20 protein-coding genes are annotated in these 23,128 nt (G+C 46.0%); 17 read left to right on the top strand and 3 right to left on the bottom strand.

Translation table 11 applies throughout. From position 1 onward, the window contains the following. Position 1 precedes the first annotated feature (1 nt). The 8 genes from Q7C_RS01255 to Q7C_RS01220 all read left to right on the top strand — a co-directional run bounded on the left by Q7C_RS01255 (position 2) and on the right by Q7C_RS01220 (position 8,389). Entirely contained in the window at positions 2-1,225 is a 1,224-nt protein-coding gene (locus Q7C_RS01255; RefSeq protein WP_014702890.1) for a type II secretion system F family protein, read from the top strand. After that, positions 1,226-1,669 (top strand): hypothetical protein, encoded by a 444-nt coding sequence (locus Q7C_RS01250; protein WP_041366349.1) that lies wholly within the window; start codon positions 1,226-1,228, stop codon positions 1,667-1,669. Continuing rightward, positions 1,666-3,999 (top strand): DUF3438 family protein, encoded by a 2,334-nt coding sequence (locus Q7C_RS01245; RefSeq protein WP_014702888.1) that lies wholly within the window; start codon positions 1,666-1,668, stop codon positions 3,997-3,999. Before Q7C_RS01250 ends, Q7C_RS01245 begins: the two co-directional genes overlap by 4 nt. Beyond that, complete coding sequence (locus Q7C_RS01240; protein ID WP_041366347.1) at positions 3,989-5,119, top strand: TonB-dependent receptor; 1,131 nt, start codon at positions 3,989-3,991, stop codon at positions 5,117-5,119. The genes Q7C_RS01245 and Q7C_RS01240 overlap by 11 nt, the downstream gene beginning before the upstream one ends. Before the next feature lie 22 nt (positions 5,120-5,141). Continuing rightward, positions 5,142-6,485 carry a sensor histidine kinase gene (locus Q7C_RS01235; protein WP_014702886.1) on the top strand — a complete coding sequence of 448 codons (1,344 nt, stop codon included), beginning with the start codon at positions 5,142-5,144 and terminating at the stop codon, positions 6,483-6,485. Next, complete coding sequence (locus Q7C_RS01230; RefSeq protein WP_014702885.1) at positions 6,475-7,131, top strand: response regulator; 657 nt, start codon at positions 6,475-6,477, stop codon at positions 7,129-7,131. Before Q7C_RS01235 ends, Q7C_RS01230 begins: the two co-directional genes overlap by 11 nt. A gap of 129 nt (positions 7,132-7,260) precedes the next feature. Then, positions 7,261-7,686: an Hsp20/alpha crystallin family protein gene (locus Q7C_RS01225; RefSeq protein WP_014702884.1), complete on the top strand. Its 426-nt coding sequence runs from the start codon at positions 7,261-7,263 to the stop codon at positions 7,684-7,686. Between the two features lie 148 nt (positions 7,687-7,834). Continuing rightward, positions 7,835-8,389: a PepSY domain-containing protein gene (locus Q7C_RS01220; RefSeq protein WP_014702883.1), complete on the top strand. Its 555-nt coding sequence runs from the start codon at positions 7,835-7,837 to the stop codon at positions 8,387-8,389. 43 nt (positions 8,390-8,432) lie between these two features. Here Q7C_RS01220 and metG read toward each other — a convergent pair whose 3' ends face one another. Further along, the gene (metG, locus tag Q7C_RS01215; RefSeq protein ID WP_014702882.1) at positions 8,433-10,460 is read right to left on the bottom strand and encodes a methionine--tRNA ligase; all 2,028 of its coding nucleotides are present in this window, start codon (positions 10,458-10,460) and stop codon (positions 8,433-8,435) included. Positions 10,461-10,623: 163 nt separating this feature from the next. Between metG and Q7C_RS01210 the strand changes: the two genes are divergently transcribed. The 4 genes from Q7C_RS01210 to Q7C_RS01195 are packed head-to-tail and all read left to right on the top strand — an operon-like array spanning position 10,624 to position 14,376. Continuing rightward, positions 10,624-11,127, top strand: coding sequence for a hypothetical protein (locus Q7C_RS01210; RefSeq protein WP_014702881.1), 504 nt, complete (start codon positions 10,624-10,626; stop codon positions 11,125-11,127). Next, positions 11,127-11,717: a succinate dehydrogenase/fumarate reductase transmembrane subunit gene (locus tag Q7C_RS01205; protein WP_014702880.1), complete on the top strand. Its 591-nt coding sequence runs from the start codon at positions 11,127-11,129 to the stop codon at positions 11,715-11,717. The genes Q7C_RS01210 and Q7C_RS01205 overlap by 1 nt, the downstream gene beginning before the upstream one ends. Beyond that, entirely contained in the window at positions 11,714-13,654 is a 1,941-nt protein-coding gene (locus tag Q7C_RS01200; protein ID WP_014702879.1) for a fumarate reductase/succinate dehydrogenase flavoprotein subunit, read from the top strand. The genes Q7C_RS01205 and Q7C_RS01200 overlap by 4 nt, the downstream gene beginning before the upstream one ends. Then, a complete protein-coding gene (locus tag Q7C_RS01195) occupies positions 13,651-14,376 on the top strand; it encodes a succinate dehydrogenase/fumarate reductase iron-sulfur subunit (protein WP_014702878.1) in 726 nt (241 codons plus the stop codon). Before Q7C_RS01200 ends, Q7C_RS01195 begins: the two co-directional genes overlap by 4 nt. Here Q7C_RS01195 and Q7C_RS01190 read toward each other — a convergent pair. After that, positions 14,373-15,203 carry a class I SAM-dependent methyltransferase gene (locus tag Q7C_RS01190; RefSeq protein ID WP_014702877.1) on the bottom strand — a complete coding sequence of 277 codons (831 nt, stop codon included), beginning with the start codon at positions 15,201-15,203 and terminating at the stop codon, positions 14,373-14,375. The two genes, Q7C_RS01195 and Q7C_RS01190, sit on opposite strands and share 4 nt — an antisense overlap. Before the next feature lie 167 nt (positions 15,204-15,370). Between Q7C_RS01190 and Q7C_RS01185 the strand changes: the two genes are divergently transcribed. Genes Q7C_RS01185 through Q7C_RS01165 form a run of 5 tightly spaced genes read left to right on the top strand, consistent with a single transcriptional unit; the run spans position 15,371 to position 22,316 of the window. Next, positions 15,371-17,506 (top strand): HAD-IIB family hydrolase, encoded by a 2,136-nt coding sequence (locus Q7C_RS01185; RefSeq protein ID WP_014702876.1) that lies wholly within the window; start codon positions 15,371-15,373, stop codon positions 17,504-17,506. A 6-nt stretch (positions 17,507-17,512) separates the two neighbouring features. Continuing rightward, entirely contained in the window at positions 17,513-18,370 is an 858-nt protein-coding gene (locus Q7C_RS01180; protein WP_014702875.1) for an HAD-IIB family hydrolase, read from the top strand. Next, positions 18,363-19,253 (top strand): PfkB family carbohydrate kinase, encoded by an 891-nt coding sequence (locus Q7C_RS01175; RefSeq protein ID WP_041366345.1) that lies wholly within the window; start codon positions 18,363-18,365, stop codon positions 19,251-19,253. Before Q7C_RS01180 ends, Q7C_RS01175 begins: the two co-directional genes overlap by 8 nt. Positions 19,254-19,255: 2 nt before the next feature. Continuing rightward, positions 19,256-21,211, top strand: a complete 1,956-nt coding sequence (locus Q7C_RS01170) for an alpha-amylase family glycosyl hydrolase (protein ID WP_014702873.1) — start codon at positions 19,256-19,258, stop codon at positions 21,209-21,211. Positions 21,212-21,251: 40 nt separating this feature from the next. After that, on the top strand, positions 21,252-22,316 hold the full coding sequence (locus tag Q7C_RS01165) for a calcium/sodium antiporter (protein ID WP_014702872.1): 1,065 nt from the start codon (positions 21,252-21,254) through the stop codon (positions 22,314-22,316). Between the two features lie 106 nt (positions 22,317-22,422). On the opposite strand, the gene Q7C_RS01160 is transcribed toward Q7C_RS01165, so the two are convergent. Next, the gene (locus tag Q7C_RS01160) at positions 22,423-23,079 is read right to left on the bottom strand and encodes a pyridoxamine 5'-phosphate oxidase family protein (RefSeq protein WP_014702871.1); all 657 of its coding nucleotides are present in this window, start codon (positions 23,077-23,079) and stop codon (positions 22,423-22,425) included. Positions 23,080-23,128 lie beyond the last annotated feature (49 nt).

Here is a 23,128-nt window from a genome sequence, read left to right as displayed (position 1 = left end):
TATGCCGGTATTTGCTTATCAAGCACTCACCCGAACAGGTACAGAACGTGCTGGGCAGTTGCATGCGGATAACTTGAATGCAGCTGCGCAAGCACTGCGAACCGAAGGGCTGCGCGTTTTAAAAATTAACGAGAAAAAACGTCGTGGATTTTTAGGGCAAGATACCTTTGCAGACTGGTATGCAACACAACGCTCTGTTTCTAATGATTCCCTGATTTTCTTTTATCGGCAGATGGCGTTTATGCTCCGCGCGGGGTTAGCTGTGGCGGAATGCTTAGAGCTGGCATCAAATCAAATTACGAGTCCGCGGCTTAATCTTGCTATTCGGAAGATGCATCGTGATATTCAGGCCGGAAAATCATTATCGGTTGCACTAAAAAAACATAATGATGTGTTTAGTGATATCGCTATCAATCTGGTGGTGGCAGGTGAAAATACCGGGGAGCTGGATGTCATCATGGAGCGGTTGGCGATTCATTTAGAAAAAAAATCCCAGCTTCGAAAACAAATGATCAATGCCATGATTTACCCGGTTGTCGTTGTGATTGCAGCCATCGGGGTGGCGACTTTTATGGTGGTCGCGATAATTCCGAAATTTGCCACGTTTCTTGAACGACAAAACCGGCCTTTACCGGCGTCGACGCAAAGTTTAATTGATGGTGCTGCCTATTTGAGAGAAAACGGATTATTTATAATCGGCACGGCGATTGTCACCACAATTTTACTTTTTATTATTTACAAAACTTACAAAGGCAGACGCCTGATAGACCGGATTTTACTGAGTTTTCCGGTATTTGGGCCGATGATTGTTTATGGCTCCATGGCCCAGATGAATTGGGCGATGTCCATTTTGTTACGCAGTGGTGTGACGATTTTTGAGGGGTTGAAAATTACCTCAGACTTGATCGCTAACAAAATATATGCCGATACGATGCGCTCTGCATCGGATCGGGTATTTGCCGGTCGGGATCTGGCTTCAAGTATAGAACATCGAAAAATGCCTCCCCTTGTGACACAAATGATTGCCATCGGTGAGCGAACAGGCTCACTAGATCAGATTTTGCAGGAGCTGGGTGTTTATTATCAAAGTCTGTTGGAGATCGCGATAAAACGCCTTTCAGCAATGATTGAGCCGGCAATGATATTACTGATTGGCGGCATGGTGGGTTTTGTCTATTACGCCTTTTTTCAGGCTTTATTCGCTCTGGCTGGCGGAGGAAGATAAATGTACAGCAAACCTAACATTCCGATTTTAATAGGGCTTTGTTCCGTTTGGATGCCACTCTCAGCAATGGCTTTTGAGCCAGTGAGTCTTGGCGAATCATCGGAAGTGACGATTCGTGATCCGTTTACGCCAAGTGCGTTGATGTATGAACAGGCCGGGACCCTATCGAATATTGGCAGTGATGCTTTTGGTTTTCGTCCCGGAGATATTCCTGATTTTCAAATACCACGAATGCGCTTGCGTGGATTAATTACGGAAAAGGAAACTGGCGAAGAACTGGCTTTATTGGATATCGCCGGTAGTGGTGTTTTCATGGTGCGGGAAGGAGACGAAATTAATATTGACCCACGTCAACCAGCCAGCGCAATTCGAATCTCGGAAATCAGCCGTCTGAGTATAACCATTGAAACCGGTACATTAGGCCGGATTCGCGTTTTAAGATGATGAATATGAAGTTATTGTCCAGTGTGATCCATGCCAGTTTATTCGGGATGGTGGTGTTACCAGTTTGGGGAGGCGGCGTTGTGTCTGGTGAGCAAGGACCGGCAATTGCTAATCCCCAAAATACGACGACGCTATCCGCGCAACAGCCTGTCGTGCCAGGTAATCGTGCGCCAACATTGATTCCGGTACAGGAGGAAGGACCGGACGTTGATAACACCACGATGATTGAGGAGATTGAGTTTAACGGGTCCAATATGAGCGACGTGGTGCGTGCGTTATCGGAATTAAGTGATCACAATATTATTGCCACGCGTGAAGCGGCGAACCGTGAGGTGACCATCCATCTAAAAAATACCTCGATCTTAGATGCCGTGAAATCGATCAGTCGAATCAGCGATTTATGGTATCGCTATGATGATGACACGAATACTTTTAGGTTAATGACGCGCGAAGAATACAGCAAAGACCTGATTATCCGCGAAAGCGAAAATATAGAAATATTTCGGCTATTGAATGCGAATGTGCAGATCCTTGCTCAGGCGATCGAAGACATTTATGGCCCAAGAGTAATCTTATCTCTGGGCTTACCACCGGCTTCTAATAACTTTGGGAATACTGGCTTTGGTAACAGTAGTGGCTTTGGAAACAGTAGTGGCTTTGGAAACAGTAGCAGCGGATTTGGTTCAGTTCGAGGAAATAACCGCTCGGTCAGAAATAGCACATCATCACGTCGTGGGTTTGGCAGTATTGGCAGTAGCCGTAGTGGTTTTGGCCGAAATAATTTTATTGAGTCGGGCACGCAGCTTGATGCTGAAGAATTGAGTGTTGATCAGATTTCGCAAATAGCCGAAGCGATTGAATTGACTGGCAGCCGAAATGTCAGTCAGGAAACCCTGCAGCAAACCACTGTTCAATCTCAACCGATTTATGTCACGGTCAATAATGAACACAATATGATCATTGTCCGGACGGATGATAAGTCGGTATTGTCTGGCATTCAGAAGATGATTGATAAAATGGATATACCAGTGCCTCAGGTGATGCTGGAAATGCGTATCTTAAACGTCATCTTGGGTGAGGATATCAACTCAATTTTCAACTTTGCCCTCCAGCCAAGTGGAAGCAATCAATCTCAGCAACCGGTATTGCTGGGAAACAATGCATTATTAAATTCAGGGACTTTTGTTTACGAGTTTTTGAATAATCGATTACGAGCCAATATTCAATTTCTCGAAGAGCAGAACCGGATCAAAGTGCTTTCTAATCCTATGGTGGTGGCATCCAATCATCGTCCTGCCGAGCTCTTTATCGGTGAAGAAACTTTACTTACAGAAGGATTTGAGTTTTTTCCTGCTGTGATTGATAACGGTATTGTGTTGCAACAAGCCTTTGTTGAGGCTCAGATTACCCGTGAAGATATCGGTATTACACTACGTATCAGTCCCCGAATAAATAACGACGGTACAGTGGAGCTGTATATTGAACAGGAAAATTCTACTGTAAACGTGGGAGGCGGAACGATACCTGTTGGAGATACCGTAAATGGTATTACGAACCTTCAGGTCGATACAGTTGATACAGCGCGCTTGACCGGTACGGTTATGGCCAAAAATAATTTGACCGTTGCGGTGGGTGGGTTGATTCGAACCAGTGAAAATCGTAATGAGCGAAAAGTGCCGCTGCTGAGTGAAATTCCTCTCGTTGGCCGAATATTTACCTCAACAATTGATGGTGAACAAGAGACCGAGACGGTGTTATTGATTACCCCGCGTATTATGAATACGCCAGGTGAAAGTGAGTCGATTCGTCGTGATGGAGAAAATCTGTTTTACAAATCGCATAATCAGGGATATCCGGATCCAGCCGAGTTCCCTAATCGCTTTATCGATAAAGATGAAGAGGTAACGTCGCCTCAATCACAAGTGAGTCCTGCACAACGCACGGAAGCAAGTCGACAATCGGTTTATATGGAGATGAGTCAGTATGCTGCCGAGATGATGCGAACGAATGACTTTGAACGCGTGACGGATCCGCTTTATCAACCTGTGCCTGTGGATCGCGCAATGCGGCGTGATATTTTTGCCGATGATCGTGTTGTGGCGAAACCGTTAGGTTCATGGAATCGTGGCGGAATGTATGTGACCGGCTTACAGATACTCAATAGCACGAGCACTGAACAGGCTGTGAATTATCAAGATATTAATGGACGCTGGTTAGCCTCTTCCGTTGAGAATACGGTGTTAGCGGCAAGAGGACAGCAGGGCGATACCAGCTTTATGTATCTTATTTCAGCCTTACCCTTTGAAGAGGTGATGGGCAATGCGCGCTAGATTATTTTTAGGGGTGACATCGTTTTGCGTTACGTTTTTGTCCTCAACGACTATTCAGGCTGCCCCCAGCTTAGTGATGCATGTATTTGAAGCGGAGTCGACGACGTCACCTGCACCTATTGCAAATCCTGATCACAATGCGCAAATTCCGGCAAAAGTGATTCCAGACTTACCGGTGGGTCAAGCCAAACAACCGGAGACGCTCAAAGTCCATGTGTATGATCGTCGGCCGGAGAAAAAGCCGATTTTTGCCTATGACAAAGCGGATGTTTATTTCAAGGCCGGGTATCGGCGAGATGATCTGGTATGGAGTATTGCTGGGCCAGGCGGGAGACCAAATATACTGTCAGAGCTAACCTGGAAAGACATTGAAATTGCTACGTTGAATTTAGGGGCGACGTTGCAGATGCGCAATAACTGGTTCGTAACTGGTGATGCGGTTTGGGGCGAAATCGTAAATGGGGAAAATCAAGATTCAGATTATTTTGAAAATAATCGACGTGAAGAATTTTCGCGCTCAAATAATGGTGCGGATGAAGGCAACGTGTTGGATTTTTCAGTGGGGTTTGGTTACCGTTATCAATGGTTATTTAATGAGGCGGGTACTGCAGGTTTCGAGCTCAGGCCAAAGTTGGGTGTCGCCTATCACTCCCAAGATTTAAAAATAGTTGATGGCCGCCAAACCATCCTAAACTCTGAACCCGTTTCGATTCGATTCCCAGGACTCAGATCCAGTTACGACACAAGCTGGTTTGGGCCGTGGGTTGGGCTTGAAAGCGTGTTTTTTCAAACGGGTAAGTTTAGTTTAGGACTCAATGTTGAATACCACTATATTGATTATGATGCGACGGCTGAATGGAACTTGCGCTCCGATTTTGCCCAGCCAGAGAGTTTTGAGCACGAAGCCGATGGCTATGGCTGGGTAACCGAGTTACGTAGTCAGTGGCATTTTACGCCTGACTTGGCGTTGACTTTGGATCTGCAGTTTCAAAAGTGGTTAGCGGATCGTCGAGGTAAAGACACGACCTATTTGGTCGATGGAACGGAATTAACGACTAAATTTAACGAAGTCGAATGGGACAGCTATGGGGTAAGTCTCGGGTTAAACTATGTGTTTTAAACACTAGGTAAGCCATCATCTAATGAGTCTTCGTGGTCTAATTAATGTCCGCATTATTATTACGGTTTTATTGATTATTATTGTCGGTGGTCTGCTGACAGTTTGGCAAGCCAGAAAAGCCGTTGAACGTGAAGTGGACTCTTCATTTAATCTCGCTTTGCAAATGATTGATTTGGGCTTCAGTCATTTATCGCGGTCGTCTTTATCCGAGTTCGATTGGCTTCGGCAAGTAAGTACAATTCAAAAGATTCGCCATATCAATATTTCGATTGTTAATGATATGGGCGAAGAGGTTGAATGGTTTCAAGAAGACGTATTGCGTGATAGCCAAAAGATACCACCGGACTGGTTCGTTAACTTGGTTATTAATGATTATCCGCAAGCTGAATACAATATTCAACTTGCTGATGGGCGAAATAAAAAGATGATTATTCGCGCTGATCCAATTGATGAGATTGAAGAGGCGTGGGGTGAGTCTCAATCTTATTTTTGGTCTGTTGTGGCGATGATGGGCGTTATTTTTCTGGCGATTAATGTGGTTTTTAATTCAATGCTACGGACTGTTCATAGCATTGTGATAGGGCTTCGTCGGGTAGAGTCAGGCCAATATGGCAAAAAACTGCCCAATTTTCAAATTAGTGAGTTTGATGTTATTGCCAGTGAAATCAACAATTTGACTGACGCATTGCAAGCGGCAAGAGATAGTAACCAAGCACTAGCAAGACATACGATGCATATTCAAGAAAATGAGCGTCGTAACCTTTCTCGGGAGTTACATGATGAAATGGGGCAGTCGTTAACAGCAATTAAGGCGATGGCGGTGACCAATCGCAAAGAGACCGCAAATCATGTGCAAATTTCTGACTCGATGATAGAAATTTGTACGCATTTATCAGGGGTCGTGAGATCAATGATGCGGACATTGCATCCGCTCAGTCTGACCGATTTGGGGCTGGGTGCAACGTTGTCTGATATGGTGAACGAATCTAGACGCCGTTATCCAGCACTTAAAATTAATTTACAGTATGACCATCGGCTTGATGCTATACCACATGAATTGGCAATTCATGTGTACCGTATTGTGCAGGAGTCGCTGACCAATGTGGTACGTCACGCAAATGCAACGCATATCTGGATTCAAGTTATTAAAGAAGGTGAGACAAGCACCCCGCGAGTCGTAATGCGAATTAAAGACGATGGCCAAGGCAAAAGTATTGATGAAAAGCAACCGGGTTTTGGTATCTTGGCTATGCGTGAACGCGTTGAAAATATGGGGGGACGTTTCCGGTTTGAATCTGTCCCTAATCAGGGAGCAAGTGTTCAGGCGTGGATGCCGATAGATGAGAAACAGCAGGATGAACGATAAGAAAATTGATGTTTTATTGGTAGATGACCATGCCGTCGTTAGAGCGGGCTTCCGTATGTTGCTATCATCACAAGCCTTTATCGGTCAGATTACCGACGTGGATCGGGGAGAGCTCGTTTGTCATGAGTATGAACGAAGTCACCCTGATGTGGTTGTGATGGACTTATCTATGCCAGGGATTGGCGGCTTGGAAACGATTCGACGATTAAAGCGTCAAGATCCCGCGGCAATTATTCTCGTTTACAGTATTCATGACGAGTCTGTCTATGTTGAACGTGCTATGCAAGCCGGTGCAAAAGGATATGTGACGAAAAATAGCGCCGCTGAAGTTTTAGCGGAAGCAGTATCAAAAGTTATGCAAGGTCAGCGTTATATCGACCCTGAAATACTTCCCGGACTTGATGATTTTAAACAACCCGCGGCAACCTTGCATTATGGTGAGGTAGTTGAATTACTTTCGCCGCGAGAGTTTGATGTTTTTTGTCGAACAGCAAAAGGCTTGACGGCGCATGAGGTCGCTGCCGAATTACACCTTGGTTACAAAACGGTGGCCAATTACAACACCACTATCAAAAATAAACTAAATGCAAATACGACGGCCGATCTGGCAAATATCGCTGTAGCACTTGGAATTATAAAACCGTAATTGTCAACACGGTCAGGCCATTATTTTCAACTAATCAACGCGCTTTATCTTGAAATGATCGTTGCTGACCACATCTAATTACTTGAACAAAGCCTTGTTTTCAAAATGAATTAGATTGTGGAGGTTGTGATGGCGACGAAGTTTTATCGACCTATTGGTTTACTAGATCAGTTACAACGAGACATGTCCTCAGTGATTGGCGCGTCGGTGAGTAAAAACGAGACACAATGGTCACCCGCGGTTGATATCGTTGAATCAGAAGCAGGTTTTACGGTTTATGTAGATGTGCCTGGTGTTAACTTGACAGAAATTGAGATTACAGCCGATAACGGGGTGTTATCCATTGATGGTCAACGCACTGGCTTTGCACAAGATGAAACAATCGCTTTTCAACGCAATGAGCGAGTTAATGGGAAATTTCTTCGCCGATTTACTTTGCCAGACAATATTGATGTCGATGGCATTACGGCAAACTACCAAGATGGCGTATTGAGAGTCTCTCTTCCAAAGTCGGTCAGAACACAAGGTCGAAAAATCGACATTAAAGCCGCGTAAATCAACTAGCCCGATATTTTTTGAAAAATATCGGGTTTTAGTTATAATCAAAATCGGTATAGGAAAAATTCCCTACCAGATAATAATAATTTTCATTGCTCTTGCGGGTGGAGAATGTATTTTTAAACCGTCACATTGGAGCATAATCATGAACAAATCAATGAAACTCCTGCCACTCATTGCGGTAATTGGATTTACCGGAAATGCGATTGCAGATAGCGATAATTTTGATCTTGATGATATTCGAGCATGGGATATCGTAAAGATGGAAACCTGTCTCGATGCCGCCTTAGATACCATTCCTGGTAATGCGCGGAAACTTGAAATGAAAATGGAAGGTGATGACCCAACCTATGAATTTGACATTGAGGCAAGTGCTGATGGTCAAACTTATAATGTTGAGTGTAATGCTGAAGAGGGCTTTGTAACCGAAGTTGAGCGTGAAGCTGGTGCAGATGATGCCATATTTAAAAAGTATGCGAAGATTTCTGAGTCAGAAGCACGACAAATTGCGACAGATTTTGTCCCTGGCGATGTTGTTGCAATGGAATATGAGGTTGGCATGGAAGGTGAGGTCACCTATGAATATGACATCGTTAATGTTCACGGCCGTGAATACAAAGTCGATGTCGATGCTATTACAGGTGAAATAGAGGAAGCCAACCTTGAGCTTTATGAAATTGGCATGGAAAAAGAAATGTAATTTACTTAAAAAGCCGGCTCTCGCCGGCTTTTTATTATCACCTTTATTTGACTCGCATGCCTGGTGTGGCGCCTTGATCTGGGTTGAGGATAAATAAATCTTTTCCACCAGGGCCAGCCGCTAAAACCATGCCTTCCGATAGGCCGAAACGCATTTTACGTGGTGCGAGATTGGCAACCATGACCGTTAATTTACCGATTAACTGCTCCGGCTGGTAGGCAGATTTAATACCGGCAAAAACTTGTTTTTCTCCTAAACCGATATCGAGCGTTAATCTAAGCAACTTGTCAGCACCCTCGACGTGCTCTGCATTTTGAATCAGGGCAATACGCAGATCGAGCTTGGCAAAATCATCAAAGTTAATTTCATGCGCGAGGGGTTCAATATCAGCAGGTGGTGCGGTAGTTTGCGTTGGTTTTACCTCGGTTTCGAGCGTTTCCTTTGATTCCTCCAGCAAGGCAGTGATTTTGTCAGACTCAATACGCGTCATTAGTGGCGTAAATGGTCTAATAACGTGATCCAGCATTGGTGTGCCGATAGATTCCCATTGCAGGGCCGGGATGTTAAGAAAAGCTTCTGCTTGCTGCGCCGTAGCCGGTAAGACGGGTTTGAGATAGGCAATCAGAATGCGGAACAGATTGATACCGAGACTGCAAACAGCTTGAACGGCATCTTGTTGTTCAGGATCTTTTGCTAAAACCCAGGGTTTTTGTTCATCAATGTATTGATTAGCTTTATCGGCCAGCGCCATAATTTCACGCATGGCCTGGGCATATTCGCGTTGTTCATAGCGGCGCGCAATATTTTCTGACTCTGCCGTGAATACCCGAAACAAAGCAGGGTCCGCCAGGGTTTGTGTCAGTTTGCCATCAAATTTTTTGTTGATAAATCCAGCACAACGGCTGGCAATATTGACCACTTTGCCAACCAGATCAGCATTGATACGATTCTGAAAATCAGCAAGGCTTAAATCGATATCTTCGATACCATTGCCGAGTTTAGCCGCAAAATAATACCGAAGATACTCGGGATTAAGGTGATTCAGGTAAGTGCGCGCCTTAATAAAAGTGCCGCGCGACTTGGACATTTTTTTGCCATCAACCGTTAAAAATCCGTGAGCAAAAATCCGGTTTGGCAGGCGTAGACCAGCACCACTGAGCATGGCTGGCCAGAACAAGGCATGAAAGTAAATAATGTCTTTACCAATAAAATGCACCATTTCCGTCTGGCTATCAGGCTTCATAAAGGCATCAAAATCAATGCCTTGTTTATCGCAGTAATGTTTGAAACTGGCCAAATAGCCGATGGGGGCATCCATCCAGACGTAGAAGAATTTCCCTGGAGCATCTGGAATTTCAAAGCCAAAATAAGGAGTGTCGCGGGAAATATCCCAGTCTTGCAGACCTGATTCAAACCATTCGGCCAGTTTTCTGCTGACTTCAGGTTGCAGATGCTCGCCCCCTGTCCAATCGCGCAATAATTGCTCAAAATTGCCCAGTTTAAAGAAGTAATGTTCTGAGTCTTTGGTGATGGGCGTAGCGCCAGAAACCGCAGAAACCGGATTTTTCAGTTCAGTCGGTTCGTAGGTTGCACCACAAGCTTCACAATTATCGCCATATTGATCAGCGGCGCCACATTTTGGGCACTCGCCACGGATAAAACGATCCGGAAGAAACATTTCTTTTTCTGGATCATAGGCCTGACTGATGGTGCGGCTTTCGATATGGCCTGCGTCCCGGTTAGCCAGATAGATCTGGTTCGATAAAGTACGGTTTTCGTCACTGTGCGTACTGTGATAGTGGTCAAAACCGATATTAAACGCAGCAAAGTCAGCCTGATGTTCTTCACTGACTTTCGCAATCAGTTGTTCTGCTGAGATGCCTTCATTTTGGGCTCGGAGCATGATTGGCGTGCCATGCGCATCATCGGCACAAACATAGTGGCAGGCGTGGCCGCGCATTTTTTGAAATCGTACCCAGATGTCAGTTTGGATGTATTCCACCAAGTGACCCAAGTGAATAGATCCATTAGCGTAGGGCAGGGCGCTGGTTACCAGAATGTGTCGTTGCATGACGTCTCAAAAATTTGTCATTGAAAAACCGGTTAAGATACCAGAATTCAGATAGTGACTCTATGTCTAAACACGTTATTGGACCTGCATTGAAATGCAGGGGGGATTAATTTAGATTGACAGAAGCAGCCGGGTTAACGGTGCGGAGAAACAAGAGGTCATCATGGAGTTAAGTCTGCATGACATCCACGCAGATTCAGTTGAGTTAGCAATAGATCGTGCTCGCCAGTATCGTTCGTTACTGGAACCTGAAATTGCGGAGAGTATTTGTCTGGATGTGCTTCATATTCAGCCTGATAATCAACAGGCACGTATCATCTATATTTTGGCTTTGACGGATCAAATCGATGTCAGTGGCAGCCAGTCTCCATTTCAAGCCATCGAGACGGCTATCGAACTGTTGGATAATCCCTATCAGCAGCAGTATTACACAGGTATTTATTTTGAACGGCGTGCTCGTTTTATGCTTAGTCAACCGATGTCACGCGCATTTGCTTATGATTACTTTGTCAAAGCGTTGCAGTGTTATCAGCAGGCTGAAAAAATCCGGCCTGAGCATAATGATGAGTCGATCTTGCGATGGAACAGCTGCGTTAGAACCATTGCCAGAGAAAAGCTAAAACCGGTTTCCGAGCAGGATAAGGTTCAAATGAGTCGGGAGAGTTAATGGCGCTGCTGCAAATAAAAAAGCGCCTGATGGCTCTGGCAGGAATGGTGCTTACGATTTATTTGGTAATACACATGCTGGTCAATCTGAGTTTTGTTGATCCGGCCACATTTAATCAGGTTTACGCGTTATACAATCAGCCTTTAATTCGCTGGCCTGTTTGGATTGTCATGGTCATTGCGTTGGCCTTACATGTCTGGGTTGCGGTGCAAATACGGCGGCATAATCGTAAGGCAAGGCCAATTGCGTACTATCATCGTCAGCACCACTGGATTCCATCCTGGCTGGTCTCTATCGTCATTAGTCTTATTCTGGCGTTCATGATTTATCATCTGGCGCAAATGTGGTTTTTTGGTGGCGCTGATATTCATGGTCAAACCCGAAAACTATTCGCTGAGGGTCATCAAGTCCTGATCTATCTGGCAGGACTGGGTTTAATGGCTTTACATCTTGGTCATGCGTTACCCAATGTGTTGCAGACATTAGGGAAAACATCAAAACAATATCTGTATCTTTGTTTATTACTGGTGGCGTTGTTGATAGGCGGCTTTGCCGTGGTGCCAATAATGGCATTTTGGAGTACACCATGAACGAGACGATTCAACTGGATGGGCATAGCCCAAAGGGGCCACTGGAGCAACGCTGGACGCAGCATAAATATAATTTACGTGTCGTCAGCCCGGCCAACCGGAAACATTATCGAATTATTGTTGTTGGCACTGGTCTTGCGGGTGCATCAGCCGCTGCATCTTTGGCTGAAATGGGCTATCAGGTCACCACAGTCTGTTTTCAGGATAGCCCGCGACGTGCGCATAGTATTGCCGCACAAGGTGGTATTAATGCGGCCAAGAACTATCATAACGATGGTGATAGTGTCTGGCGGCTTTTTTACGACATGATCAAAGGTGGTGACTTTCGTGCACGTGAATCCAACGTCTTTCGACTTGCAGAATTAAGTACTGGCATCATTGATCAAGCTGTGGCACAGGGTGTGCCTTTTGCTCGGGAGTACAGTGGTTATCTGGCAAATCGGTCATTTGGTGGCGCTCAGGTGTCGCGAACTTTCTATGCGCGCGGTCAAACCGGACAGCAATTGTTACTGGGGGCATATCAGGCAATGAGTCGTCAGGTGGCGTTGGGCCATATTCGCCATCTTTCCCGGACTGAGATGCAGGATCTGATTTTAATTAAGGGACAGGCAAAAGGCATCATTACCCGTAACCTGCTGACCGGTGAACTGGTCTCACATCTGGCAGACTGCGTTTTATTATGTACTGGCGGTTATGGTAATGCCTATTACCTGTCGACAAATGCGAAAGGCTGTAATGCCTCTGCCATCTGGCGCGCGCACAAGAAAGGCGCCTTGTTCGCTAATCCGAGCTTTACGCAAATCCACCCAACCTGTATTCCCCAGCATGGAGAATTACAGTCTAAATTGACCTTGATGAGCGAATCACTTCGTAATGATGGTCGGATTTGGGCGCCCAAACATGCCAAAGATTGTGATCGCAATCCGAATGAGATTGCCGAGTCAGATCGCGATTACTTCCTGGAACGCATGTATCCGGCTTTTGGCAATCTGGTGCCCAGAGATATTGCCTCGCGAGCGGTTAAGCTTATTTGTGATGAAGGACGCGGGGTAGGCCATGAAATTAATGGACAAAAATTAGGTGTCTATCTGGATTTTGCTGATGCTATCGTTGAGCAAGGCGCGACAACCATTAATGAAAAATACGGTAATTTATTTGAAATGTATCACCGTATTACCTCGGAAGATCCGACGCAGCAACCCATGCGTATCTACCCAGCAGTGCACTACACCATGGGCGGCTTATGGGTTGATTATAATTTGATGACGACGATTGATGGCCTGTTTGCTGGTGGCGAGGCTAACTTTTCTGATCATGGGGCGAATCGTCTTGGTGCCAGTGCTTTGATGCAAGGCTTGGCTGATGGTTATTTTATTCTGCCAGCGACGGTTTCAGATTACCTGGCCAGGCAAAAGCCACTCGCAGACGCAGATTATCCTGAAGTAGCAGAAACGCGCTTGTCAGTCCAAAAACACTTATCCCGATTACTCTCCGCGCCGGATCCGAAGCACAGTCCCGATGACTTCCATCGACGACTGGGACAAATTTTGTGGGATAACTGTGGCATGGCGCGCAATGATCATGATTTACGTCAAGCCATTATGCAGATCCAGCAGTTACGTGAAGCCTATTGGCAGCAGGTCAAGATAACGGGCGATAATAAGCAGATAAATCAGGTACTGGAACGCGCTGGTCGCATTGCAGATTTTATGGAACTGGCAGAGTTGATGTGCAGAGATGCCTTACAACGGGAAGAGTCCTGCGGCTGTCATGCCCGCGTGGAGCATTTGACGCCAACGGGCGAAGTGCAGCGTCACGATAACCAATTTTCCTACGTCTCGGCTTGGCGATATAGCGGCAATGTCAGTGAGCCAATTTTGGTAAAAGAGCCGCTGCATTTTGATTTTGTCAGTCCTGGTATCAGGAACTACCAATGAAGTTTATTTTGCACATCTGGCGTCAATCGAGACCGGCCGAGTCAGGTAATTTTAGGCGTTATGAACTTGAGGTATCAGCCGAGTCATCATTTTTGGAGATGCTCGATGCGCTGAATGAGCAGCTGATTCAAGCTGGCGAAGAACCGGTTGCTTTTGATCATGACTGCAGGGAAGGAATTTGTGGGAGTTGCAGTTTAGTCATTAACGGTGAGCCCCATGGCCGGCACAGAGCAACAACCAGTTGTCAGCAATATATGCGTGATTATCAGGATCAAAAAGAACTATGGATTGAGCCCTGGCGGGCCGCTGCTTTTCCGGTTATTCAGGACTTGATAACCGACCGCAGTGCTTTGGATCGGCTAATTCAGGCGGGCGGCTATATTCCGGTAAGAACCGGTGCTGCACCCGAGGCAAATACCATACCGGTTGCCAAAAAAGTTGCCGACAAGGCATTTGATGCCGCCACTTGTATTGGATGTGGCGCTTGTGTTGCTGTTTGTCCAAACGCCTCGGCGACCTTATTTGTTGCCGCCAAGGTGAGTCACTTATCCAGCTTGCCACAAGGCAAACTGGACGCGGAACGACCAGCAAAAATGCTCGCCCAGATGCAGGCAGAAGGCTTTGGTAGTTGCAGTAACTATCGTGAATGTGAACGCAGTTGTCCCAAGCAAATCAGCACGGAAAATATCGTAACGCTCAACCGGGCCTTATATCGAAATTAACCGTCCGGCAATGAGATATTTTGCGGCTTAATGAAGCGTAAAGTCATGCGATCACTTTCACCGATAGCTTGATATTTAGCTTTGTCCTCATCAGCAATTCGCAGTGTCGGCGGCAGGCTCCAGACGCCATTCGGATGCCGGGTTGTATCGGCGGGATTAGCATTGATTTCACTGGTTGCATCGAGCTTGAATCCAGCCTGCTCGGCAAGTCCGATGACAAGGGATTCAGTTAGATAACCCGTTTTTTTCATTGTCTCCCTATCTGTCCCTGGTTTGGCGCGATGGTCAGTCACCCCTAGAACCCCACCCGGTTTGAGTGCCTCGAACATAGCCGAAAACGCAGCCTCTGCTGTCTCGGCTTTTACCCAGTTATGCACATTTCGGAAAGTAACAATGGCATCCAGGCTATTGGCTTGGGTAATTTGCCAGTGTCCGGGACCAAATTCGATGATTTCAACTTCATCAAAACGCGTTGTGTCGCTACTCAGCCAATCGTTATAGCTGTTACGAAGCTGTTGTCGCCAGTCTGGTCCCATATCTGCCGGAAATCCCGCAGCGATTAGATGACCGTCACCTTGTTTTAGCCATGGTGCCAGAATTTCGGTATACCACCCGCGTCCCGGCCAAATTTCTGCGACGCGCATGCCAGGCTCGATTTGGAAAAATGCCAGGGTTTGCTCTGGGTGGCGTGCTGAATCTCTGGCACGATTTTGTGCATCACGGCGTGTGTCATTCACGGCCTCTATCAAGCCGGAATCAGCCAAAACCAAAGGGCTGGTGAAGAGCAAGCCGAACAAAATTGCCAAGCTGTTCAGGTAGCGTTGCATAGTATGCACCTTTATCATGATATGTTGATTCAACACTGACCAGTAAATGACAAAATAGTTTGTCAGATTATTTGTCAATGCGCTGGCGAGCAGGTAGTTTTAATACAAAGAGCGGCTTAATGCTATTTACCTGACCCTGAATTTAATCTGGAACCCGATCCGACGCTATGACGCAGCCAAAAAAACCACTTTATATTGCATTGATCAGTATCCATGGTCTCATCCGTGGCGACAACCTGGAGCTGGGTCGAGATGCAGATACCGGCGGTCAGACCTTGTATGTACTGGAATTGGCGGAAGCGTTGTCGAAATTACCCGAGGTCGGCAAAGTCGAACTGATTACCAGACGGGTTGCCGATCCGAACGTTGATGAAGCGTATGCCCAGGCTCAAGAGCATTTTAATGACAAACTGAGCATTGTGCGTATTGACGCCGGGCCAGAAAATTATTTGCCTAAAGAACAGCTCTGGGAGCATCTCGATAGTTTTGCGGACACTCTGGTTCGCTATTTTCGACAACAGCCACAATTACCAGCGCTGATCCACAGTCACTATGCTGATGCTGGCCTGGTTGGAGCCCATGTTGCAAATCAGTTGGGGTTGCCTCTGGTGCACACCGGGCACTCATTAGGGCGAGTAAAACGTCGCCGGTTACTGGCTGGGGGCGTTGATAATACGCAACTTGAGTTGTTGTATAACATGACGCGGAGAATCGAAGCAGAAGAAATTACTTTGGCTACTGCGGAGCAGGTGATTACCAGTACTCATCAGGAAATTGAAGAGCAATACGAGCTGTATGATCATTATCAGCCGGAAAAAATGCGGGTTATTCCTCCGGGGACCAATATTACCCAGTTTATTCCACCACGTGGTGATGAACAGCACACCGAGTTTTATGCAGATTTGACGCAGAGCTTAACGCAACCAGACAAGCCTTTGATTCTCGCTTTGTCACGACCTGATAAACGAAAAAACATTAATGCCTTATTGACGGCTTATGGCGAAGACAAGTACTTGCAGCAACAAGCGAATCTGTTGATTATTGCCGGTAACCGCGATGATATAGCTGATTTGGATAAAGGCGCACAGTCGGTATTCAAAGAGCTGTTGTTAACGATTGATCGTTATGATTTGTATGGCAAAGTTACCATGCCTAAACATCACCGCCGGGACCAAGTGCCTCAAATCTATCGTATCGCTGCCGCCAGCGGCGGGGTCTTTGTCAATCCAGCGTTGACAGAACCATTTGGACTGACCTTGATTGAAGCGGCGGCCAGTGGCTTGCCGATTGTGGCGACAGAAGATGGTGGACCTCGTGATATTTTGGCTAATTGCCACAACGGCGAATTAATTGATCCGCTAGAACCTGAGACAATTAGTCAGGCAATCAGCAAATTGTTATCGGATAAGACCTATTGGCAGCAATGTCAGCAAAATGGGCTGGATGGCGTGCGGGCAAACTATTCCTGGGAAGCGCATGCCAAGCAATACCTGCAGTGGGTGATGCCGCTGGCGTCGACTGTCAAGCCGCTATCGATGCCTGCCGATGTCCAACCGCTGTCACGGGTTGAACGCGCTTTGGTGACTGATCTGGATTTAAATCTGTTGGGCGATGATGATGCGCTGAAGACATTGATGCAGTTACTTCGCCAGCACCGAAAAACAACCAAGTTTGCGATTGCCACGGGGCGAAGGCTGGATCGTGCTTTAAAATTGATGAAAAAGCATGGTATTCCGGAGCCGGATATTCTGATTACCAGCTCTGGAACGGAAATTTGCTATGCCCCGAAACTGACACCAGATACGGCTTGGCAACGCCATATAGATCATCATTGGCAACCACGAAAAGTGGCTGAATTACTTGATGATTTGCCAGGCGTCAGTCGTCAGCCCAAAGAAGAACAAAGTGAGTTCAAAATCAGTTACTACATTGATCCCCAGCAAACTTCTCTGGAGACAGTAAAAAGCTTATTGCATCGTGAAGAGCAATCGGTACATGTGCAGCTGGCATTTGGACAGTTTCTGGATATTATGCCATTGCGTGCTTCCAAAGGAATGGCCTTGCGTTATGTTGCAGAACGCTGGCAGTTACCTTTGGAGCAAATTTTTGTTGCAGGCGGCAGTGGGGCGGATGAAGATATGATGCGGGGCAACATGCTCTCTGCCGTAGTGGCAAATCGACACCATGAAGAATTGTCTCAGCTGGAAGATACTTCACATATTTACTTTGCTGAAAAGCCCTATGCTGCCGGCATTCTGGAGGCGCTGACGCATTATCGTTTTTTTGAATTAAAAGCTGGATAACCTTCCATGACCGATCGTTTATTACTGTGCACCGACATGGACAGAACGGTGATTCCGAATGGCATGCAGCCAGAGCACCCAAAAGCAAGGCGTCGTTTTCGAGCGTTTTGTCATCAGGACAATGTCGCGCTGGTCTATGTTACCGGTCGCCACCGGCAGTTAGTAGACAAAGCCATTCGCAGTTATCAATTGCCCCAACCAGACTATGTCATCACGGATGTTGGCACCAAAATCTATCAGTTCGGGCAAGGATGGCAGGAATTACAAAGCTGGCGGGATGAAATCGCACAAGACTGGCAGGGATATTCACATCAGGATCTGAAGCTGTTACTGCGTGATATTCGCGGCTTAAAGCTACAGGAAATGAGCAAGCAGAATACGCACAAACTCAGCTACTATTTGCCACTTTATCAGGATAAGACGCCGGTTATTCAAGCCATGCAGCAACGTATGGAAGAAAAAAATATTGCCGCAACCGTGATGTGGAGCGTCGATGAGCTGACCAATATTGGCTTAATTGATGTGCTACCCAAGCACGCGACCAAGCTGCATTCCATTCAGTTTTTGCAACAACAATTGGGCTATCAGGATCACGAGACGGTTTTCGCTGGAGATAGTGGCAACGATATGCCGGTCTTGGCTAGTCCAGTTCAGTCCGTACTGGTTAACAATGCCAGCGCAGAAATCAAATCGCTGGCGTATCAATTGGCGAATGAGCAGGGGTGCCTTGATAAATTATATATCGCACGTGATAACGGGCCACTGGGTATGAATGGCAATTACAGTGCCGGTGTTTTACAAGGTGTTTGGCACTTTTCACCCGCATTCCGGCAATCGTTACAAACGGAGACCTTTTATGATTGATTCCGATACTTCCCCGACTCAAGCAAAACTAGCGATCTACGGAGAGGCTTTGTTTGATTGTTTTCAGGATCAAGAAAAACTGGGTGGGGCGCCGTTCAACGTAGCCTGGCATTTACAGGCTTTGGCAGAAGATCCGGTGTTTATTTCCTGTGTCGGTCAGGATGACCGTGGTGATGCGATAAAAGAAGCAATGAAAAACTGGCAGATGCGGCTTGAAGGCATGCAAACATCCGCTGATTTGCCGACAGGCTCTGTTCAGGTCACGCTGCGAGGCAGCGAGCCATTTTACGAGATTAAGGATCATGTCGCCTACGATGCAATTAGTTCAGCCAAACTGCCTGTGCTACAAAATGATGCCATTGTTTATCATGGCAGCTTGGCTTTACGGCATGCTGCAAACCAGCAATCTCTGGCACATCTTACCCAATCGGCAGCAGTTTCGATTTTTGTTGACATCAATCTGCGGGAGCCTTGGTGGAACAAACAGGATTTGTTTCGACTGCTGGAGAAAGCGCGCTGGATAAAGTTGAATATTGCTGAATTACAGGCGCTTGGTTTTAACTCGGCGGATATTGCTCAGGACATGCAGCGTATGCAAAGTCATTTTCAGGCGGAGCACCTTATTGTGACACGAGGCGAACAGGGCGTGATGGTGCGTTGCAATGATGGGGAACTGATCGAATTTTCGGCAGGCAAAGTGGAGCAAGTAGCTGACAGTGTGGGGGCTGGTGATGCCTTTTCCGCGATGTATCTTCATGGCTTAATGCAAGGCTGGCCGGTGAATCGGATTGTGCCTAAAGCACGTGATTTTGCAGCGGCGGTGGTGGGCTTGCGTGGTGCCGTCACCGAAGATCGCAATTTTTATCAGAAATTTATTGATTAACTATGTACGAACAACGATCACATTCGCTGCTGAACGCGATTCTGAATCAGATAGAGCCAGAATTTTCCCGGGTAGATTTACGCTATTTTTATACTCGCCTTGGTGCTAATTTTTATGCGATTCATAGCTTATTTGAAAAGCTCTATGGCAAACGGCCCGACTTTGCGGAACAGGCGCAACGTCTGGTTGAGACAATGGCGCGTCAATACATAAATCGACCCGAGACGATGCGGCAGCGTGACATTGACCGAGAGCAAGACTACAACTGGTTTTTGCATCAGAAATGGGTCGGAATGGCCATGTATGCAAATGGTTTTGCTAAAAATATCAATGGCATGCGAGATCATCTTAATTACTTTCATGAACTTGGGGTCAATTTATTACACATTATGCCGGTAATGCGTTGCCCCGAGGGGAAAAGTGATGGCGGCTATGCAGTCAGCAACTTTCGAGAAATCGATCCGCGCATCGGTAGTTTGCAAGATTTGCGTGATCTTGCCGCAGACATGCACCAACGTGACATGCTGCTGGTGTTGGATGTGGTGTTGAATCACACCTCGGATCAGCATGAGTGGGCACAGAAAGCCCGGGATGGCTATCCGCCTTATCGTGATTATTATTACACTTTTGAAAACCGGCATGTGCCGGATATGTTTGAACAAAGCATGCCGGAGGTTTTTCCGGAAACGGCACCAGGTAATTTTACTTGGGATGACAAGATGCAACGCTGGGTTATGACGGTTTTTAATAATTACCAGTGGGATCTGAATTACAGCAACCCGGCAGTGTTCATCGAAATGTTAGATGTCATCTTGTTCTGGGCAAATCAGGGTGCCGATATTGTCCGTTTAGATGCGGTGGCATTTTTATGGAAAAAAATTGGCAGTGTTTGTCAGAATGAGCGTGAAGCGCATTTAATTTTGCAATTGCTTAAGGATTGTTGCCAAGTTACGGCACCGGGCGTGTTGTTTATTGCCGAGGCCATTGTTGCTCCCGTTGAGGTCATCAAATATTTTGGTGAAGATGCTGTCATTGCCAAAGAGTGTGAAATCGCCTACAACGCTACCTTTATGGCATTAATGTGGGATGCGGTTGCGACTAAAAATGCGCAATTACTGAATCAAGGTATCAAAAGTCTGCCAGTTAAACTGGATGGCGCCACTTGGCTGAATTACATTCGTTGTCATGATGATATTGGCTTAGGCTTTGATGACCGGGATATTGCTTCAACTGGCTATGAGCCAGCCGAACATCGACGTTTTTTGATTGATTATTTTACGGGTCAGTTTGAGGGCTCCCATGCGCGAGGGGTGCCTTTTGGTCAAAACGATAAAACGGGTGATACCAGGATTTCAGGTTCATTGGCTGCCTTAGTTGGCTTGCAATATGCGATTGAATCGGGTGACCCTCAAGCGATTGATGACGCAATTGCACTGGTACTTTTGTTACATAACCTGATTTTAACGTTTGGTGGTATTCCACTACTGTATTATGGCGATGAAATTGGCACGGTAAATGATGAAAGCTATAAATCCGATCCCGTCAAAATGGATGATTCGCGCTGGGTGCACAGACCGTTTATTGATTGGCAAAAAGCCGATAAAAGACAAACTCCCGGAACGGTGGAATACCGTATTTTCAATCAACTGAAAACCATGATTGCCGTTCGCAAGGAATTGGAAGCATTTGCGGATTTCAATAACCGTGAATTGTGGGATGTGACGAATCCGCATTTATTTGTTTTTGAACGTTACCATACCCGTAAACCCAGTGAGCGTGTACTGTTAGTCAGTAATTTTGATAGTAGACCACAAAAGCTTGATTTATCTGAACTAGGCGGTTGGGGGCAGTCCACTTCACGAGAGCTGATTGATGCGGTCACTGGACGACGTCCAGAACAATTTGATCAGACACTGATTATGCCGGGTTTTAGTTTTTACTGGCTGACAGAAAACTAATCATTATTAACGGTAAACGGGTTGCTTGGTGGTGACCTGAATGAGTTGGCTTGATCAGGATTTATTGTCATTTTGCACGTTTAGTCAACTTCGTTTTAACTCTTTTCACTTTAAATTTGGACGGTTTTGCATGACTTTGGCATTAACAGCAGTAATTGTCGGGCTAATTTTTTTGGTTTGGAGTGCCGATAAATTTATTGAAGGTGCTGCCGTGACAGCCAAATATTTTGGAATGTCACCGTTACTGATTGGTATGGTGATTGTTGGGTTTGGCACATCAGCGCCTGAAATGGTGGTGTCTGCTTTAGCGTCACTCCAGGGAAATCCTGGCATTGCATTAGGTAATGCCTATGGATCTAACATCAGTAACATTGCCTTGATTTTAGGGGTGACAGCATTATTGAGCCCTATTGCAGTCAATTCTCAAGTTTTGCGAAAAGAGATGCCGGTATTGCTCGCAGTCACGGCATTGGCGGCTATTCAATTAGCGGATGGTCATTTGTCACGCTGGGATGCCATCGTTTTGATGATTGTTTTTGTTGTTTTGATGGGCTGGAGTATTTATCAAGGCATGCAAGGCTCACCAGATGCTATGGGCGTAGATATGCAGCAAGAAGTGGATAATTATGCGATGCCGTTGAACAAAGCGATTTTCTGGTTGATCACCGGAATTGTTGTCTTAGTTGTTAGCTCGCGGATTTTGGTCTGGGGAGCGGTTGATATAGCGACAGCACTTGGCGTTAGTGATTTGATCATCGGATTAACGATTATCGCGGTTGGCACATCTTTACCAGAATTAGCTTCCTCGTTGATGGCGGTAAAGAAAGGTGAGCACGACATTGCTTTAGGAAATGTGATTGGCTCCAATTTATTTAACACGCTTACCGTAGTCGGAATTGCTGGTCTGATCAGTCCGACAAATGTACCGCCGGAAATTTTATCTCGTGATATTGCGGTGATGGCAGGTTTGACGGTGATATTATTTATTTTTGCCTATGGCTTCAGGGGGCCAGGCCGAATTAATCGTATTGAGGGTGCGTTGCTACTAACTGCTTTTGTTGCTTATACATCTTATTTAGTCAGTATGGTTATATTGCCGCAGTAACACGTAGCGTCGTTGTATCAATAGATTGCTTTGCCGACGCCGACGGTAAAAGCGGGAGCGTCTCTTACTCTAAAGGTGTGGTTAGCATCACTTACGTTGATAGCCTTCAGGCTTTACCTTCGCCTAATAGTTTGACATAGGTATCGAAATCGATTTCTCCTCCGCTTTGCGATACTTTTTCGCGCTCTACATCAGAAATAACATCCTGCACAACGTCTAGCCGTTTCCAAGTCGCGATTGGCGTTGGGCACTGCGAAGAGGGGATATATCGTGATGGGGTAACACGCTGATAACGATGGATATACCGTGGACAGTTTTGAAAGATCTCTGCGATGGTCACTTTCACGACTAATTCGGCTTCACGAAAGTGCCCTAAATCAGCCGGATCTCGGCTTAACTTTGCGTGGCCATGCACTCGGACACGGTGTGGTGTTTCAAAATCAATAAATAACAGACCAACTTGTTGGTGTTGATCAATATTCCCCATTGATAAATACATGCCATTACCATCAAGGCTAGGAAACATTAGCGTTTTATCATCCAGGACTTTAACAAAACCAATTTCCCCCCCTTTATGAGAGCACGTTGGAAAACCACGATGATCAAGAGTGGATAAAAAGAAAAAATCCCGACTCGATATAAAGGCGCTATGTTCGTCGGTAATCATGTCAGTCACAATGGCCTCACTAACACGATCTGCCAATTGTTCTCGTCCAAATTCATGTTGCAAATTACGATGCTGCTTGCCGTACAAATCGCTCATTGTTTACACCTTATGATTAGTGACGTTATTTCACTCTGGTACGGTCAGC

This window comes from Methylophaga frappieri, assembly GCF_000260965.1.
In the GTDB taxonomy this organism is placed as follows: domain Bacteria; phylum Pseudomonadota; class Gammaproteobacteria; order Nitrosococcales; family Methylophagaceae; genus Methylophaga; species Methylophaga frappieri.
The sequence above is the reverse complement of the archived record's forward strand: the minus strand, read 5'-3'. Positions and strand labels throughout refer to the sequence as shown.